The following is a 16,893-nucleotide window of genomic DNA, read 5'->3' as shown; positions in this document are numbered from 1 at the left end:
CGGCCGCGAGGTACGAGACTGAGTCCGTGATCCGAAACGACGCAATCGACCGTCTCCCCGTCCGTCATGCCGTCGACGAGCTGCTGGCCGCGCTCGACGCGCACGGCACGGCAGTGCTGTGCGCGCCGCCGGGCACCGGCAAGACCACGCTGGTGCCGCTGGTGCTGGCCGAGGCCGGCGCCCGCGTCGTGGTCGCCGAGCCGCGGCGGATAGCGGCGCGCGCGGCGGCGCGGCGGATGGCGTGGCTGCTGGGCGAGAAGGTGGGAGGCCGCGTCGGCTTCACCGTGCGAGGTGAGCGCGTGGTCGGTCGCGAGACCGTCGTGGAGGTCGTGACCACGGGTGTGCTGCTCCAGCGGCTGCAACGCGATCAGGAGCTGGCCGGCGTAGACGTCGTGATGCTCGACGAGTGTCACGAACGCCATCTGGACGCCGACACGGTCGCCGCCTTCCTGCTGGACGTACGGGCCACCCTGCGGCCGGAGCTGCGGCTCCTCGCGGCCTCGGCCACGACGGACGCCGAGGGCTGGGCGAGGCTCCTCGGCGACGCACCGGTGGTCCGGGCCGAAGGCGTCGCGCACCCGGTCGAGGTGTTCTGGGCCCCGCCGGCCCGCCCGGTGCGGCCACCGCACGGGATGCGGGTCGACCCGGCGCTGCTGGCACATGTGGCGTCGGTGGTGCGCAGGGCGCTCGTGGAGCGTGCGGGCGACGTGCTGTGCTTCCTGCCCGGCGTGGGCGAGATCGGCCGGGTCGCGAGCCAGTTGTCGGGGGTGGACGCGGAGGTTCTCCAGGTGCACGGACGGGCGCCGGCCGCGGTCCAGGACGCCGTGCTCGCCGGCGGGGACAGCCGGCGGGTGATCCTGGCGACCTCGGTCGCGGAGTCGTCGCTGACGGTGCCGGGCGTGCGGGTCGTTGTCGACTCCGGTCTGGCGCGCGAGCCGCGTACGGACCACACCCGCGGCCTGAGCGCGCTGGCGACGGTACGGGCCTCGCAGGCTGCCGGCCGGCAGCGGGCGGGCCGGGCCGGGCGTGAGGCGCCCGGGACGGTGTACCGCTGCTGGACGGAGGCGGAGGACGGCCGGCTGCCGCGCTTCCCGGCACCGGAGATCAAGGTCGCGGACCTGACGGCGTTCGCCCTGCACACCGCGTGCTGGGGCGATCCGGCGGCGACCGGGCTCGCACTGCTGGATGCTCCCCCGCCGGGCGCGATGGCCGCCGCTCGCTCCGTACTGTCCGCGGTCGGCGCGGTCGACGGAGCAGGGCGGGCCACCGACCGGGGCGCACGGATGTCGCGGCTGGGGCTGCATCCCCGGCTGGCCCGCGCACTGCTGGACGGCGCCCGGCAGGTGGGTGGACGGCAGGCTGCCGAAGTGGTGGCGCTGCTGAGCGAGGAACCGCCGCGGGAGTACGGGGACGACCTGGCCGGCGCCTGGCGCGCGGCCCGGCGGGGCGGCGACGCGTACGGAGCCAGGTGGCGGGCCGAGGTGCGCCGGCTGGAGTCGTCACTCGGCGGCGTGGGAGGTGGGCAGGTGCGGCCCGGGAAGCCGGGACCGCTCGGGGACGATGCCGTCGCCGGTCTGGTCACCGCGCTCGCGTTCCCCGAGCGGGTGGCCCGGCGGCGCGGCGACGGTGCGTTCCTGATGGCCTCCGGCACCGGTGGCGACCTCGGTACGGGGTCGGCGCTGCGTGCGACCCCCTGGCTGGCGGTCGCCGTCGCCGATCGCCCCGCCACCGCCGCGTCCGCGCGCATACGGCTGGCCGCCGTGCTCGACGAGGACAGCGCCCGCGCTGCCGCCTCGCACCTGCTGACGGATGGGGAGGAGGTGCACTGGGAGGACGGGGACGTCACCGCCCGGCGCGTGGAGCGGCTCGGCGCCGTCGAGCTTTCCGTACGGCCGCTGAGGAACCCCGATGCGGCGCTCGTGCGCCAAGCGCTGCTGGAGGGGCTGCGGCGCGAGGGGCTCGGGTTGCTGCACTGGACGCCTGACGCACGTGGGCTGCGCGAGCGGCTGGCGTTCCTGCACCGGGTGTCCGGCCCGCCGTGGCCGGGGATGTCGGACGGCGAGTTGCTCGAGGCGGCCGGCGAATGGCTGGAGCCGGAGCTGTCCCGTGCCCGGCGGCGGGCGGATCTGGGACGTATCCAGGCGGGGCAGGCGCTGCGGCGGCTGCTGCCGTGGGCGACCGGCGACGCGGCCAGGCTGGACGATCTCGCGCCGGAGCGGATCGAGGTGCCGAGCGGGTCCCGGATACGGGTGGACTACAGCGGGGAGCAGCCGGTGCTCGCGGTGAAGCTCCAAGAGCTGTTCGGGCTGCGCGAGACGCCCGCGGTCGCCGGTGTGCCGGTGCTGGTGCATCTGCTGTCCCCCGCCGGGCGGCCAGCGGCGGTCACCGCCGACCTGGCGTCGTTCTGGCGGGAGGGTTATCGGGCGGTGCGGGCGGAGCTGCGGGGGCGCTACCCGAAGCATCCCTGGCCCGAGGACCCTGCCGCGGCGGAGCCGACCCGGTTCACCAAGGCCCGACTGAGACCCTGACCGGCCGAGGGCCCGGGCCGCCTCGGGCCGGCTCACAGGGGCGGCCCGGACCGCGCCTGACGGGGCGGCCCACCGGGGTCCGGCCCGACTCGGGCTGTGGCCCGGCTCAGGCTGTGGCCGGCTCAGGAGCGGGCTCTGCCACTGGGGTGCCGGGGCGGCGGGCGCGCGCCTCGAGCCACAGGGCGAGCCCGAGGAGACTGCCACCGAGGACGAGGAAGCCCCACGGCAGGTAGGACGTCAGCACAAGCACCAGACGGCGTTGGGAGGTGACCAGTTCGACGGTGGAGTCGACGTAGTCGGGCCGTATCTTCACGTGTCCGGCGAACGCGGTGACCTTGTCGCGGTCGCCGAGCAGGGAGCCGCCGCGCAGCTCCTCCTTGTGGATCTCCTCGCCGTTGACGGGGGCTCCGGTGACGGGTTCGACCCAGAACATCCGCTTGGTGGTGTACCAGCGCGTGGTGCCGGTCTGCTCCTCCAGGGTGGCTGCGTCGATGCCGGGGACGGGCATCTTCTTCGGGAAGGGCACCTTGGTCCAGGGGATGGTCTGCTCGAAGTAGTAGACCTCGAGACCGCGGAACTGCCGGGTGCCCTTGTAGTGGATGGGGGCGGAGGCGCGGGCCTGGGCGTCGAAGTACACGTAGTCCCGTTTCTCGGTCAGGAACGGCCACTTGAACTCGATGCCCTCGCGTCGGACCGGGTCGCCGTCGACCGACTCGCCGGTGGCATGCACGGGCTCCTGGGTGTGCGCGTCGAAGATGTAGCGCTCGGGGATCTGGGAGACCATCCTGCCGTCGGGTCCCTGGATGTGGGAGAGGGAGTCCCACACGACGACGTCGCGTCCCGCGGTCCGCTCGATCCGTTCCGACTCCTCGACGTTGCCCTTGAGGGTCTGCACGATGGTGAGCTTCTCGACGTTTTTCGACTCGAGGGTGCCGTAGTCGAGGAGGACGGCGGGTTTCGCCTCGAGGACCATCTCCTGGTACTGGCCCGCCGGGACCTTGGCGAGCCGGGGGAAGGCGTACCAGCGCAGCAGGGGTGCGAGGGCGGTGAAGAAGACGGCGAGGGCCACGAGTACGAGGCCTGCTCTGCGGCGCACGGTTTCCCCTTACCTCTTCGGGCCGGGGACGGTCGTCAGCAGCGGCTCGGGCGAGGTCTCGCCGGCGGGCGCGCCGATCGCCGTGACGGTCAGCACGAGGGCGAGGGCGGCGGCCAGTCCGATCGCGGCGGCGACGAGAGCGCGCATGCTCTGCCTCCCGGAGACACAGAACTGATAGTGCGTCAGGTCTGGGGCACCGTAGCAACCGGGCCGGGAGAAGAGAACACGAAGCACCGCCCCGCTCCCGGCGTCCGGGAAAGGGCGGCGCTCGCGCGGTCAGGCGGTCAGGCGGTTGGCGAAGGGGAAGGAGACGGGGACGGGGACGGGGACGAGGAGGGAGCGGGGGAAGGGGAGGGGGCGGGGGCCTCCGTCGCCGGCGCCGTCACCTTCAGCTCGATGTCCAGGCTTCCACCGCCAGGAGCCGTGAGCCGGAGCACGAAGGTGCCCTCGGCCTCGTCCGTGAAGACCTTGGGGAGTTCGAGGACTCCGTCGGCGCCGGTCCTGAGCCCGGTGAGGGTGCGGACGACCGTCCCGTCGGCGTTCTTGAAGTACGGGCCCTTGTCGTTCACCGTCGCGTCGTCCTTGGAGACGATCATCGTGGCCGTGACGGCGACACCGGATGCGGCCGCGCCGTCGCAGGCCGCCCGGACGCGGATGACATCGGCGAACTCGCCGCCCGTGGTCGCCTCGAGCGCCGCGGTGTCGGTCCGGACGAGAGTGTCCGCTTCCCGTTCGGTGACGGTGGCCGTGAACTCGACGCCGGGCAGCGAGCGCTGGACGACCGTGGCCCGCACCGAGAAGTCACCGGTCCGCTCGCCGGCGATCAGCGCCGGTGCGCTGACCGTGCCGTCGGCGCCGGTGGCCGCCACCACGTCCGTCCGTCCACCGGCGAACCGGGCGTCGGTGTCCCCGACGACCATGAACCGGACCGCGACCTTGGCGACGGGCTGTCCCTTGGCGTTCTCCGCGCGGACCGTGGCCCGCTCGGCGAACTCGCGGCCGGCCACTGCCGTCAGCGGCCCGGTGCCGGCGTCCTCGATGCGTGTCACGGGCGCGGGCGCCGGCGGCGGTGTGGTGGTCGGAGGCGGGGTCGGCGTCGGCGGGGGTGTCGGCTTCGGCGCAGGGGCCGGCTCCGACGGATCGGGGCTCGGCTTGGGCTTCGCCGCGGGCTTCGACGTGCTCGGCGGCGGGGTCGGGGTGGGGAGCGGACCCGAGCTGTCGGGACCGTCGCCCACCGGCAGCCGGCCCTGGCCGTCGGGGACCTCGTGCGTGCCACGCTTGTAGTACTCGAACCAGGACAGCACCGTACGCAGGTACTCCCGCGAGTGGTTGTAGCCCAGGATCGCCTGGTCGAGGTCGGCCTTGTTGCCGAGGTCCCGGCCGCCGGCGCACAGGTAGCGCCCAGCGGCGAGCGCCGCGTCGTAGATGTTGTTCGGGTCCTTGCGGCCGTCCCCGTTGGCGTCCTGACCCCAGGTCTGCCACGTCTGCGGGATGAACTGCATCGGCCCGACGGCGCGGTCGTACACCGGGTCGTCGTCGTAGGCGCCGTTGTCGCTGTCCTTGATGTTCGCGAAGCCGACACCGTTGAGGACAGGACCGAGGATCGGGGCGAGCGTCGTGCCGTTGGCGTCCACCCGGCCGCCGCGGGCCTGGCCGGACTCGACCTTGCCGATCGCGGCGAGCAGCTGCCAGGGCAGCCGGCAGGCCGGGTCCGACGCGGCGATGGTCCGCTCGGCCTGCTTGTACGCGGCGAGGACGGAGGCGGGTATACCGGCCTCACCCGCGCCGAGTTCCGGCAGAACGACCGAAGTGTCGGGCTTGTCGGGCGTGTTCAGCGGGGGAAGGTCGGTGTAGTACGGGGAGTTGCCGGTGACCGGGGTGCCCGGCACCGGAGTCGCCTCCGACGCCTCCTGCCCGGCGCCCGAAGCGGTCGGCGTGACGCCCGGCGCCTGTGACGCCGAGAGCGCGGCCACCGCCGCGGCGGCCACGGCCGTCGTCGTCGCTCCCCTGCGCAGTCGGCGGCCGAATTGCGCTGCCATCTGTGGTTCCCTCCCCGTCAGCGGCTGTTCGCACTCCCCAGCGCGGACTCACGTGACCCTAGTGCACGGTGCGACATCCGGACACCGTGCCCTGACCCGTTTTCACCACTTCGCCACGACCTGCTCTTCCTGGATTCCGGACCCGTGTCCCCACCAGGGCATCACGCATACTGATCAGCACTGATCAAAAACGGTCACAGGGGGCATCGCCATGCCGTTCACACTCAGCCACGCCGCCGCGGTACTACCGGGCATCCGCAGAGACGGGACCGCCCGTGGGCCGCTGTTCGCCTCGGCGCTCGTGCTGGGCTCGTTCGCGCCGGACACGACGTACTTCGCGGCCAGCGTCCTTCCCGGTGCGATGGAGTTCGGGGCGGTGACGCACGGGCCGCTCGGCGTGCTGACGGTCGACGTCGCCATCACCGCGGTGCTCGTGGCCCTCTGGCTGCTGATGCGCGACCCGCTGGTGGCCCTGCTGCCGGCGCCATGGCGTGGACGCGCGTACGCGCTGCTGCGGGGCCGGCCCGCGGCCGGCCGGCCGCCGCTGGCGACCGCGATGTGGTTCTACGTCTCGGCGGTCGCCGGGGCGAGCACGCATGTGGTGTGGGACGCGTTCACCCACTTCGACCGGTGGGGTGTGCGGGCGGTGCCGATGCTCGCGGAGCCCGTCGCCGGCTTTCCCCTCTACACGTACACGCAGTACGGCAGTTCGGCGGCGGCGCTGGTCGCGCTGGTGTGGTTCCTGAGCACCGCGCTGCGCCGCGCGCCGGCTGTGCCCGCACCGCCCGTCCCGGTGCTCGGCCGCCGGGCCCGGCTGCTCACGGCCGGCCTGCTCGTGGTGTGCGTGGCGGCGGGCGTCGTGCACCGCTGTGTGCGCTGGTACCGGTACTGGGGCGGGATCGACACGCCGCTCGACATCATCCCGACGGCGTGCTTCGGCGCGGGGGCCGGGCTCGCGGTGGGCCTGGTGCTGTACGCGACGGCGGTACGCCTCCGGGAACGCCGTCGCCGGCCGGCCGAAGCGGACCCGCGGGACACCGCCGAACCCGACCGCGCGGGCGTCGCGTGAACGAGCGCCGCTCACCACACGCGTAAGACGAGCGCCACTCACCGGGGCGCCACTCACCGCCCTCTCCGGAACGGACCCGCCCCGGAACGGACCCGCCCCGCAGCGGCCCCGGGCCCGGCGGCCCGGGGTCCGCCCACGTCAGTGCGCCGCCGACTCCCAGTCGGGACCCGAGCCCACCGAGACGTCCAGGGGAGCCCGCAGCGACACCGCCGACGCCATCTCGCGGCGCACCAGTGCCTCCACCTCCTCGCGCTCCCCCGGAGACACCTCGAGCACGATTTCGTCGTGGACCTGAAGCAGCAGCCTGGACGACAGCTTCGCCTCCGTCAGCGCCCGGTCCACGTTCAGCATGGCGACCTTCACGATGTCCGCCGCCGTGCCCTGGATCGGGGCGTTGAGCGCCATCCGCTCCGCGGCCTCCCGCCGCTGCCGGTTGTCGCTGGTGAGGTCGGGCAGATAGCGCCGGCGACCCAGCATCGTCGCCGTGTACCCCGTCGCCCTGGCCTCGTCCACGACCCGCCGCAGGTAGTCCCGCACCCCGCCGAAGCGCTCGAAGTACGTGTCCATCAGGACCCGCGCCTCGGCCGGTTCGATGTTCAGCTGCTGGGAGAGGCCGAACGCGGAGAGCCCGTACGCCAGTCCGTACGACATGGCCTTGATCTTGCGCCGCATCTCCGCATCGACGGCGGACCGCTCCACGGAGAAGACCTGGGAGGCGACCGTCGTGTGCAGGTCCTCCCCCGAGGTGAACGCCTCGAGCAGGCCCTCGTCCTCCGAAAGGTGGGCCATCACCCGCAGTTCGATCTGGCTGTAGTCCGCGGTCATCAGGGACTCGAAGCCCTCGCCCACCACGAACCCGCGGCGGATCAGACGGCCCTCGTCGGTGCGGACCGGCACGTTCTGCAGGTTCGGGTCGGTGGACGACAACCGCCCCGTCGCGGCGACGGTCTGGCTGAACGTGGTGTGGATCCGGCCGTCGGCGGCGATGGTCTTGATCAGGCCCTCGACCGTCGAACGCAGCCGCGCCTGCTCGCGGTGGCGCAGCATGATGACCGGCAGCTCGTGCTCGGTCTGGGCGGCCAGCCACGCGAGCGCGTCGGCGTCGGTGGTGTAGCCCGTCTTGGTCTTCTTGGTCTTCGGCAGGTTCAGCTCGCCGAAGAAGACCTCCTGCAGCTGCTTCGGTGACCCGAGGTTGAACTCGTGGCCCACCGCCGCGTGCGCCTCCTTCACCGCCTGCTGAACGGCGCCCGCGAACTGCTGCTCCATCGCCTCGAGGTGGGCGCGGTCGGCGGCGATGCCGCTGCGCTCCATCCGGGCGAGCAGCAGCGAGGTGGGCAGCTCCACGTCGTGCAGCAGGTCGGTCGCGCCGACCTCCTTCAGCTTCTCGCCGAACGCCTCACCGAGGTCGAGCACGGCCCGGGCCTGGGCCATCAGCGCGTCTGCCTCGGCCTGCTCGTCGGCGCCGAAGGCCAGCTGCCCGTCCGCGGCGGCCGGGGCCAGCTCCCGGTGCAGATACTCGACCGACAGGGCGTCCAGCGCGAAGGACCGGCGCCCGGGCTTGACCAGATAGGCCGCGAGGGCGGTGTCCATGGTGATGCCGGCGATGCCCCAGCCGTGCTCGGGGAAGACCCGCAGCGCGTCCTTGGCGTTGTGCATGACCTTCGGCCGGGACGGGTCGGAGATCCAGGCGGCGAAGGCCCGCTCGTCGGACTCGTCGAGCTGGGTCGTGTCGAACCAGGCCGCCTTGCCGTCCGCGGCGGCCAGCGCGACCTCGCTGACGCTGCCCACGCCCAGCGCCCACGCCGCGACGGTGGCCACGCCGAGCGGCTGCTTGCCGTGCTGCTCCAGCCAGTACGCCACCTCGCCGGCGCCCAGCACGCTGCCGTCGAGCTCCACACCGGCCTCGGGGGCCGCGGGCTCCTCGTCCGCCGCGCCGGGGTCGACCGAGAGCAGCCGTTCGCGCAGGCTCGGGTTCCGGATCTCGAGGACTTCGAGGAAGCCCTTCAGCGCCGTCCTGTCGTACGGCTCGCGCTCCAGGTCGGTGACCGTCTTGGGCAGCTCCACGTCACGCACGAGCTCGGTGAGGTGGCGGTTGAGCTTGACGGACTCCAGGTGGTCGCGCAGGGACTGCCCGACCTTGCCCTTGATCTCGTCCGCGCGCTCGACGAGCTCCGCGAACGAGCCGAACTGGTTGATCCACTTCGTCGCCGTCTTCTCACCCACGCCGGGGATGCCGGGGAGATTGTCCGACGGGTCGCCGCGCAGCGCGGCGAAGTCCGGGTACTGCTGCGGGGTGAGGCCGTACTTCTCCTCGACCTTCGCCGGGGTGAAACGGGTCAGCTCGGAAACGCCCTTGGTCGGATACAGCACGGTGGTGTGCTCGCTGACCAGCTGGAAGGAGTCCCGGTCGCCGGTGACGATCAGCACCTCGAAACCGGCGGCCTCCGCCTGGGTCACGAGGGTCGCGATGACGTCGTCCGCCTCGAAGCCGTCGACGGCGAACCGGTGCGCGTTCATCGTGTCGAGCAGCTCGCCGATCAGCTCGACCTGCCCCTTGAATTCGTCCGGGGTCTTGGAGCGGTTCGCCTTGTACTCGGGGAAATCGGCCTGGCGCCAGGTCTTGCGGGAGACGTCGAACGCCACCGCGAAATGCGTGGGCGCCTCGTCACGCAGGGTGTTCGCGAGCATCGACGCGAAGCCGTAGACGGCGTTGGTCGTCTGGCCGCTCGCGGTCGTGAAATTCTCCGCGGGCAGCGCGAAGAACGCCCGGTACGCCAAGGAGTGCCCGTCCATGAGGAGCAGGCGCGGTCGGTTGTCTGCCGTCTTCTTCGATGCCGTCTCAGCCACGTCCCCGATCCTGCCATGCACCACTGACATTCCTGACCGCACCGTCCTCCAGGCATCGGCTGTCACAGGGGCGTGACAGGATTCGGACAGACAGCATCGACGCACCAGCACCGGCACGGCTCAAGGGAGAGCGCGATGGCCAGCAAGCCGCCCTCAGGGGACCCGGTCCAGGACGCCCCGCAGGTCACGGCCCCGCAGCATGCGGCGGCCGGTCTGCCCGGCGTCGGACACACGCTGCGCGTCGCGCAGCAGCAGATGGGTGTGGGCCGCACCGCGCGCACCCTGCTGAAGGTGAACCAGAAGGACGGTTTCGACTGTCCTGGATGCGCCTGGCCCGAGGGCGAGAAGCGCCACGTCGCGGAGTTCTGCGAGAACGGCGCGAAGGCCGTCGCCGAGGAGGCGACGCTGCGCCGGGTGACGCCCGAGTTCTTCGCGGCGCACCCGCTGCCCGATCTCGCGAACCGCAGCGGGTACTGGCTGGGCCAGCAGGGTCGGATCACCCGGCCCATGTATCTCCCGGAGGGCGCCGACCGGTACGAGCCGGTGAGCTGGGAGCGGGCCTTCTCGATCATCGCCGAGGAGCTGGGCGCGCTCGACTCCCCCGACGAGGCGCTGTTCTACACCTCCGGCCGTACCAGCAACGAGGCGGCGTTCCTGCTCCAGCTGTTCGCCCGCGAGTTCGGCACGAACAATCTGCCCGACTGCTCCAACATGTGCCACGAGTCCTCCGGCTCCGCGCTCACGGAGACGATCGGCATCGGCAAGGGCAGCGTCTCTCTCGAGGACCTGCACCGGGCGGACCTGATCATCGTCGCCGGACAGAATCCGGGCACCAACCATCCCCGTATGCTCAGCGCCCTCGAGAAGGCCAAGGCCGCCGGCGCCCGGATCATCTCGGTGAATCCGCTGCCCGAGGCGGGCCTGGAGCGGTTCAAGAACCCGCAGTCCGCCCGCGGCCTGCTCAAGGGCACCGCGCTGAACGATCTGTTCCTCCAGATCCGCATCGGCGGCGACCAGGCGCTGTTCCGGCTCCTGAGCAGACTGGTACTCGAGACCGAGGGCGCGGTCGACGAGGACTTCGTCCGCGAACACACGCACGGCTTCGAGGAGTTCGCGGCAGCCGCGCGGGCCGCCGACTGGGAGACCACGCTCGCCGCGACCGGCCTGGCCCGCGAGGAGATCGAGCAGGCCCTGCGGATGGTGCTGGCCTCGCGCCGCACCATCGTCTGCTGGGCGATGGGGCTCACCCAGCACAAGCATTCCGTCGCCACCATCCGTGAGCTGGTCAACTTCCTCCTGCTCCGCGGCGACATCGGCCGTCCCGGCTCCGGCGTCTGCCCCGTGCGCGGCCACTCCAACGTGCAGGGCGACCGGACCATGGGCATCTTCGAACGGCCCGCCCCCGCCTTCCTCGACGCACTGGAGAAGGAGTTCGGTTTCGCCCCGCCGCGCCACCACGGGCTGGACGTCGTCCGGTCCATCGAGGCACTGCGGGACGGGAAGGCGAAGGTGTTCTTCGCGATGGGCGGCAACTTCGTGTCGGCGAGCCCGGACACCGCGGTCACCGAGGCCGCGATGCGCCGCGCCCGGCTGACCGTGCACGTCTCGACCAAACTGAACCGCTCGCACACCGTCACCGGCCGGCGGGCGCTCATCCTGCCGACCCTGGGCCGCACCGACAAGGACGTCCAGGCCGACGGCCGGCAGGTGGTGACCGTCGAGGACTCGATGGGCATGGTCCACGCCTCCCGGGGCAACCTCCCGCCCGCGAGCCCCCATCTGCTGTCGGAGCCCGCCATCGTCGCGCGGATGGCCCGGGCGGTGCTCGGGGCCGCCTCCGCCACCCCCTGGGAGGAGTTCGAGCGGGACTACGGCACGATCCGCGACCGGATCGCGCGTGTGGTGCCCGGCTTCGAGGACTTCAACGCGAAGATCGCCCGCCCCGGCGGCTTCACCCTGCCGCACGCCCCGCGCGACGAGCGCCGCTTCCCCACCGCCACCGGCAAGGCCAACTTCACGGCCGCGCCCGTCGAGTACCCCGAGATCCCCGAGGGCCGGCTGCTGCTGCAGACGCTCCGCTCGCACGACCAGTACAACACCACGATCTACGGCCTCGACGACCGCTACCGCGGCATCAAGGGCGGCCGCAGGGTCGTCCTGGTCAACCCCGAGGACGCCCGCGAGCTCGGCCTGGCCGACGGCTCGTACGCGGACCTGGTCGGCGAGTGGAAGGACGGCGTCGAGCGCCGCGCCCCCGGCTTCCGCGTCGTGCACTACCCGACGGCCCGCGGCTGCGCCGCCGCGTACTACCCGGAGACCAATGTGCTGGTCCCGCTGGACTCCACGGCGGACACCAGCAACACCCCCGCCAGCAAGTCCGTGATCGTACGTCTGGAACAATCACCGACCGTCTAAGCGTTCGCTCAGCCAGTAGGACGAGCGGACCACCACCAGGACCAGACGGTACGACGATCGGAGCCGGCCCCATGGGCGAGCAGACCACCGTGAAGTTCCCACAAGCGGTCATCGAGGAGTACGCCGAGCTCGGCGTGGACCTCCCCGCGCTGTTCTCCGCCGGGGACCTGGGCACCCGCATGGGCGTCCAGATCATCGAGGCCTCCGCGGACCGCGTCGTCGGGACCATGCCCGTCGAGGGCAACACCCAGCCGTACGGCCTGCTGCACGGCGGCGCCTCCGCCGTGCTGGCCGAGACCCTCGGCTCCGTCGGCTCCATGCTCCACGGCGGCCCCTCGAAGATCGCCGTCGGTGTGGACCTCAACTGCACCCACCACCGCGGCGCCCGCTCCGGCATCGTCACCGGTGTCGCCACGCCCGTCCACCGCGGCCGCTCCACGGCCACCTACGAGATCGTGGTCACCGACGAGCACGACAAGCGGGTCTGCTCGGCACGTCTCACCTGCCTGCTCCGCGACAACGGCCAGGGCTGAGCACAACGAAGCCCGGCGCGGCAAAGCTCGGCACAGCCGGACACGGCACAACGAAAAGCAGGGCCGGGAAGCCCGAAGGCTTCCCGGCCCCGCTGATTCACCGGCCGTCAGGCAGCGCCCTCACCGAGGTACGCCTCCCGGATCCTGGAGTCCGCCAGCAGATCCGCCGCCGGACCCGACATCGCGACCGCACCCGTCTCCAGGACATAGCCGCGGTTGGCCAGCCCCAGAGCCTGTGTGGCGTTCTGCTCGACGAGCAGCACCGTCGTGCCCTGCTTGTTGATCTCCTCGACGATGTCGAAGATCTGCTGCACGATCAGCGGCGCCAGACCCATCGACGGCTCGTCCAGCAGCAGCAGCTCCGGCTTGCCCATCAGCGCCCGGCCGATCGCGAGCATCTGCTGCTCACCGCCCGACAAGGTGCCGGCGAGCTGAGAACGCCGCTCGGCCAGACGCGGGAAGAGCGTGAACACCCGGTCCATCTCGGCCGCGTCGGGCGACTTGAAGCGGTACGCGCCCATCTCCAGGTTCTCCCGCACGGTCATCCGCGCGAAGACCCGGCGGCCCTCCGGCACATGGTTGATGCCGAACCGCACCAGTTCGTGCGACTTGATGCCGTCGATGCGCTCGTCATGCAGCAGCACCTCGCCGTGACGCGGCTGCAGCATGCCGGAGATCGTGCGGAGCGTCGTCGTCTTGCCCGCGCCGTTGCCACCCAGCAGGGCGACGATCTCACCCTTGCGGACGATCAGATCAATGCCCTTGATCGCCTCGACGGCGCCGTAGAACACCCGGACGCCCTTGAGTTCGAGCAGGGTGTCCTGCACGGCGCCGGTCCCGCCGGCGCCCTTCTCGAGTTCGGTCGTCGTGCTCACTTGCCGCTCTCCTCGTCCGACGCGGATCCACCAGACGCCGTCTCGTCCGACGCCGTCTCGTCCGGAACGGAATCGCCGTCCGAACCGGACGCGCCCTCGGACCCGGGCTCACCGTCCGAACCGGACTCGGACTCGCCCTCGACCGCGGCGGCCTCGGAACCGGACTGCTCCGGCTCGTCGTCCGCGTCGGCCCCGGCTTCCGGACCCGACTCCTCCGACCCGTCACCGGCCGGCTCGTCCCCGTCGGAGTCGGCGGACTCGGCGGACTCGGCGGAAGCATCCACCGGGCCACGCTGCTCCGCGATCACGGGCTCGTCCGGAGCCGCCCCCGGCGCCTCGGCCGACACACCCAAGTACGCCTCGATCACCGCCGGGTGCTGCTGCACCTCGCTCGGCGTCCCCTCGGCGATCTTCTTGCCGAAGTTGAGGACCATGACCCGGTCCGCCACCGACATCACCAGACGCATGTCGTGCTCGATCAGCAGCACGCTCACGCCCAGCTCCGAGTTGATCCGGCGGATCAGCTGCTCGAGCTCCAGCTTCTCCGTCGGGTTCGTACCGGCCGCCGGCTCGTCGAGCAGCAGCACCTGCGGATCCGTCGCAAGCGCCCTCGCGATCTCCAGGCTGCGCTGATCACCGTACGAAAGGCTGCCGGCGATCTCGTTGAGCTTGCTCTCCAGACCGACGAACTTCAGCAGCCGGTGCGCCCGCTCGTCGCTCTCCCGCTCCGCCCTACGGGCGTTCGGAAGACCCAGCATGATCGACACCGGACCGGCCTTCAGCCGGGTCTCCGCAGCGATCTTCACGTTCTCCAGCGCCGTCAGCGCCGCGAACAACCGGATGTTCTGGAACGTACGCGCCAGACCCAACCGGTTCACGATGTGCGGCTTGGCCCCCAGCAGCTCCTTGTTGTCGCCGTCCCTCGGAAGGAACGTGATCCGCCCCTCCTGCGGCTTGTACACACCCGTCAGCGAGTTGAACAGCGAGGTCTTACCCGCACCGTTCGGACCGATCACGGCGAGCACCTCACCGCGGCGCATCCCCAGCTCGACATTGTCCAAGGACGTCAGACCGCCGAACCGAAGCGTCACACCGGAAGCCTCGAGAACATTGTCCACACCGGCCCCCGACCCCCCGGCCGGAGCGGCCGCACCCTTCGTCACATCCGTCGTCATCGGACCGCACCTCCCGCCGGCTCCGTCATCGCATCGGCGTCGCCGACGCCTTCCTGCGCCAACTTGAACTCGCGTTGCCGTCGGCGGGAAGGCCACACACCCTGCGGCCGGTAGATCATCATGACCACCAGCAGCGCACCCAGGTACATGTAGCGGTCGGCCGGCTCCACCCACTCGCGGAGTACCTCCGGCAGCCACACCAGGATCGCCGCGCCCAGCAGCACACCGGGGATCGACCCCATGCCACCGAAGATGACGTAGGCCAGCACCAGGATGGAGTTGAGGATGATGAAGTTCTCTGGGTTGAAGTACCCGACCTTGCTCGCGTAGAAGACACCGGCGATACCCGACGTCGACGCACCGATCGCGAACGCCATCAGCTTGAAGCGGACCGTGTCGACACCGTTGGCCGCGGCGGCCACCTCGTCCTCACGGATCGCCGTCCACGCACGGCCCACCCGGGAGTGCTCCAGCCGCGTGAAGACGATGATCAGAATGACGATCACCGTGACCAGCAGATACCAGTACGGCATCCGCTCCAGCGACCACTCGTACCCGAAGGCGGAGAACTTCGGCACCTGCCGGGCGCCGGCCGGACCGTTGGTGATCCCGTCGGCGTTCTTCGCCACCAGGTACACGATCTCGTGGAAGCCCAGCGTCACGATCGCCAGATAGTCACCGCGCAGCCGCAGCGTCGGCGCACCGAGCAGCACACCCGCGATCAGACAGGTGACCACGGCCACCGGAATGATCAGGAAGTTGTTCAGGACGATCGGCGGCTCCACCGGAAGACTGCCCGTCCAGAACGCCGCGCTGTAGGCGCCGACCGCGAAGAAGGCCACGAAGCCCAGGTCGAGCAGACCCGCCCAGCCGATCACCACGTTCAGGCCGATGGCCAGCAGGGCGTAGGTGGCGATCTGGTCGATCAGCACCGTCTGCCAGAAACCCGTCAGCTGGCCGGGGATGAACACCACCGCGAGCAGCAGGGCGATCAGCACCGCCCACTTGACCTTCGGCTGGGTACGCACCGCATCCCGCGCCTGAAGCAGCGGAGCCCACTTCGTTGCCGACCGGGCGCCCTCCGCCGCCTTCGACACCTGCGAGGAGCCGAACTCCCGTACCAGCCAGATGACCACGGCGAGACCCAGGCAGACCCACAGCTTCACTCCGGTGAAACTGGTCCTCACGGAGTAGAACAGATCACGCGTATTACCCTGCTCGCCGATCATTATCGTGACCAGCAGACTCAGCGCCAACAAGGCGCCCAACCGCTTGAACCGCGGCTGCTGATACCAGGCGGTCTTGCGCAGTTTCGCCGCCGCGGACGGCGACTTCACCGACGTGTTCGCACTCATGCCGTCCTCCCCACACGCTCGCCGAGGATGCCGGTCGGGCGGAACATCAGCACTGCGATCAGTACGACGAACGCACCCACATGACGCCACTCACCACCGAAGATCGGCACCGTCAGGGTCTCCACGATGCCCAGCATCAGACCACCGAGCATGGCACCGCGGATGTTGCCGATACCGCCGACGACCGCCGCGGCGAACGCGGTGATGCCGGGGATGAAGCCCATGTCGAACTTGACCTGCGTGAACGTGCCGTACAGGAAGCCCGCCGCGCCACCGAGCACACCGCCGATGACGAACGTGCGCGAGACGACCTTGTCGATGTCCACGCCCATCAGGCCGGCGACCTCGGCGTCCTGCGACACGGCCCGGATACCGGAACCGAGCTTCGTCCGGTTCACCACCAGGTCGAGACCGACCATCATGACCACGGCCGACGCGAGCAGCAGCAGCTGCGTCACATTCAGATCGGCACCGAAGACGGAGAGAACCTTCTTGTTCTCGTACGCCGAGGGCATCGGCAGCGGGTCACGGCCGAAGAGCTTGCCCGCGAGGTTGTAGAGGAAGAAGGATGCACCGATCGCGGTGATCAGGAAGATGAGCCGTGGAGCACCTCTGCGGCGCAGCGGCCGATAGGCGACCTTCTCCAGGCCGTACGCCGTGAGAGCGCCGAAGGCCGCACCGGCCGCGAGACCGAGCGCCACGAACCCGGCCGAGGCGAGACCCGAGGGAGCATCCCCCGGCACCACCACGGTCAGAGCGATGAGACCGCCGTAGGCACCCAGCATGAACACCTCGCTGTGCGCGAAGTTGATCAGCTGGAGCACGCCGTAGACGAGGGTGTAACCAATGGCGATGACGGCATAGATGGAGCCGAGCACCACCCCTAGGACCAGATAGTCCCAGAATTCAACAAGGGACATCGAACGAACTTCCTTGTGGGAGCTGAGCGGGCGGGCCGGTG

Annotated in this window: 12 protein-coding genes; 4 read left to right on the top strand and 8 right to left on the bottom strand. The window is 71.0% G+C overall.

The features are described 5' to 3' along the window. The first annotated feature begins 26 nt into the window (after positions 1-26). Positions 27-2,528 (top strand): ATP-dependent helicase HrpB, encoded by a 2,502-nt coding sequence (gene hrpB / locus ACFYOP_RS09385; RefSeq protein ID WP_356891884.1) that lies wholly within the window; start codon positions 27-29, stop codon positions 2,526-2,528. A 106-nt stretch (positions 2,529-2,634) separates the two neighbouring features. On the opposite strand, the gene ACFYOP_RS09380 is transcribed toward hrpB, so the two are convergent. The 3 genes from ACFYOP_RS09380 to ACFYOP_RS09370 all read right to left on the bottom strand — a co-directional run bounded on the left by ACFYOP_RS09380 (position 2,635) and on the right by ACFYOP_RS09370 (position 5,663). After that, positions 2,635-3,624, bottom strand: coding sequence for a DUF3068 domain-containing protein (locus ACFYOP_RS09380; RefSeq protein WP_356891886.1), 990 nt, complete (start codon positions 3,622-3,624; stop codon positions 2,635-2,637). Positions 3,625-3,633: 9 nt separating this feature from the next. After that, positions 3,634-3,771: an SPW_0924 family protein gene (locus tag ACFYOP_RS09375; RefSeq protein ID WP_356891888.1), complete on the bottom strand. Its 138-nt coding sequence runs from the start codon at positions 3,769-3,771 to the stop codon at positions 3,634-3,636. 137 nt (positions 3,772-3,908) lie between these two features. Next, complete coding sequence (locus ACFYOP_RS09370; RefSeq protein ID WP_356891890.1) at positions 3,909-5,663, bottom strand: lytic transglycosylase domain-containing protein; 1,755 nt, start codon at positions 5,661-5,663, stop codon at positions 3,909-3,911. A gap of 211 nt (positions 5,664-5,874) precedes the next feature. Between ACFYOP_RS09370 and ACFYOP_RS09365 the strand changes: the two genes are divergently transcribed. Then, positions 5,875-6,732, top strand: a complete 858-nt coding sequence (locus ACFYOP_RS09365) for a DUF4184 family protein (RefSeq protein WP_356891892.1) — start codon at positions 5,875-5,877, stop codon at positions 6,730-6,732. Between the two features lie 138 nt (positions 6,733-6,870). On the opposite strand, the gene polA is transcribed toward ACFYOP_RS09365, so the two are convergent. Next, a complete protein-coding gene (gene polA, locus ACFYOP_RS09360; RefSeq protein WP_356891894.1) occupies positions 6,871-9,579 on the bottom strand; it encodes a DNA polymerase I in 2,709 nt (902 codons plus the stop codon). A gap of 135 nt (positions 9,580-9,714) precedes the next feature. On the opposite strand from polA, the gene ACFYOP_RS09355 reads away from it, so the two are divergent. Both ACFYOP_RS09355 and ACFYOP_RS09350 read left to right on the top strand, forming a co-directional pair. Next, positions 9,715-11,994, top strand: coding sequence for an FdhF/YdeP family oxidoreductase (locus tag ACFYOP_RS09355; RefSeq protein ID WP_356891896.1), 2,280 nt, complete (start codon positions 9,715-9,717; stop codon positions 11,992-11,994). Between the two features lie 71 nt (positions 11,995-12,065). Beyond that, on the top strand, positions 12,066-12,527 hold the full coding sequence (locus ACFYOP_RS09350; RefSeq protein WP_356891898.1) for a hotdog fold thioesterase: 462 nt from the start codon (positions 12,066-12,068) through the stop codon (positions 12,525-12,527). 107 nt (positions 12,528-12,634) lie between these two features. Here ACFYOP_RS09350 and ACFYOP_RS09345 read toward each other — a convergent pair whose 3' ends face one another. The 4 genes from ACFYOP_RS09345 to ACFYOP_RS09330 all read right to left on the bottom strand — a co-directional run bounded on the left by ACFYOP_RS09345 (position 12,635) and on the right by ACFYOP_RS09330 (position 16,852). Next, the gene (locus ACFYOP_RS09345) at positions 12,635-13,402 is read right to left on the bottom strand and encodes an ABC transporter ATP-binding protein (protein ID WP_356891900.1); all 768 of its coding nucleotides are present in this window, start codon (positions 13,400-13,402) and stop codon (positions 12,635-12,637) included. After that, on the bottom strand, positions 13,399-14,493 hold the full coding sequence (locus ACFYOP_RS09340; RefSeq protein WP_356891902.1) for an ATP-binding cassette domain-containing protein: 1,095 nt from the start codon (positions 14,491-14,493) through the stop codon (positions 13,399-13,401). The genes ACFYOP_RS09345 and ACFYOP_RS09340 overlap by 4 nt, the downstream gene beginning before the upstream one ends. A gap of 80 nt (positions 14,494-14,573) precedes the next feature. Then, positions 14,574-15,932: a branched-chain amino acid ABC transporter permease gene (locus ACFYOP_RS09335; RefSeq protein WP_356891904.1), complete on the bottom strand. Its 1,359-nt coding sequence runs from the start codon at positions 15,930-15,932 to the stop codon at positions 14,574-14,576. Then, positions 15,929-16,852: a branched-chain amino acid ABC transporter permease gene (locus ACFYOP_RS09330; protein WP_356891906.1), complete on the bottom strand. Its 924-nt coding sequence runs from the start codon at positions 16,850-16,852 to the stop codon at positions 15,929-15,931. Before ACFYOP_RS09330 ends, ACFYOP_RS09335 begins: the two co-directional genes overlap by 4 nt. Positions 16,853-16,893 lie beyond the last annotated feature (41 nt).

It is taken from the genome of Streptomyces sp. NPDC006294, from assembly GCF_042870895.1.
Classification (GTDB): domain Bacteria; phylum Actinomycetota; class Actinomycetes; order Streptomycetales; family Streptomycetaceae; genus Streptomyces.
The sequence above is the reverse complement of the archived record's forward strand: the minus strand, read 5'-3'. Positions and strand labels throughout refer to the sequence as shown.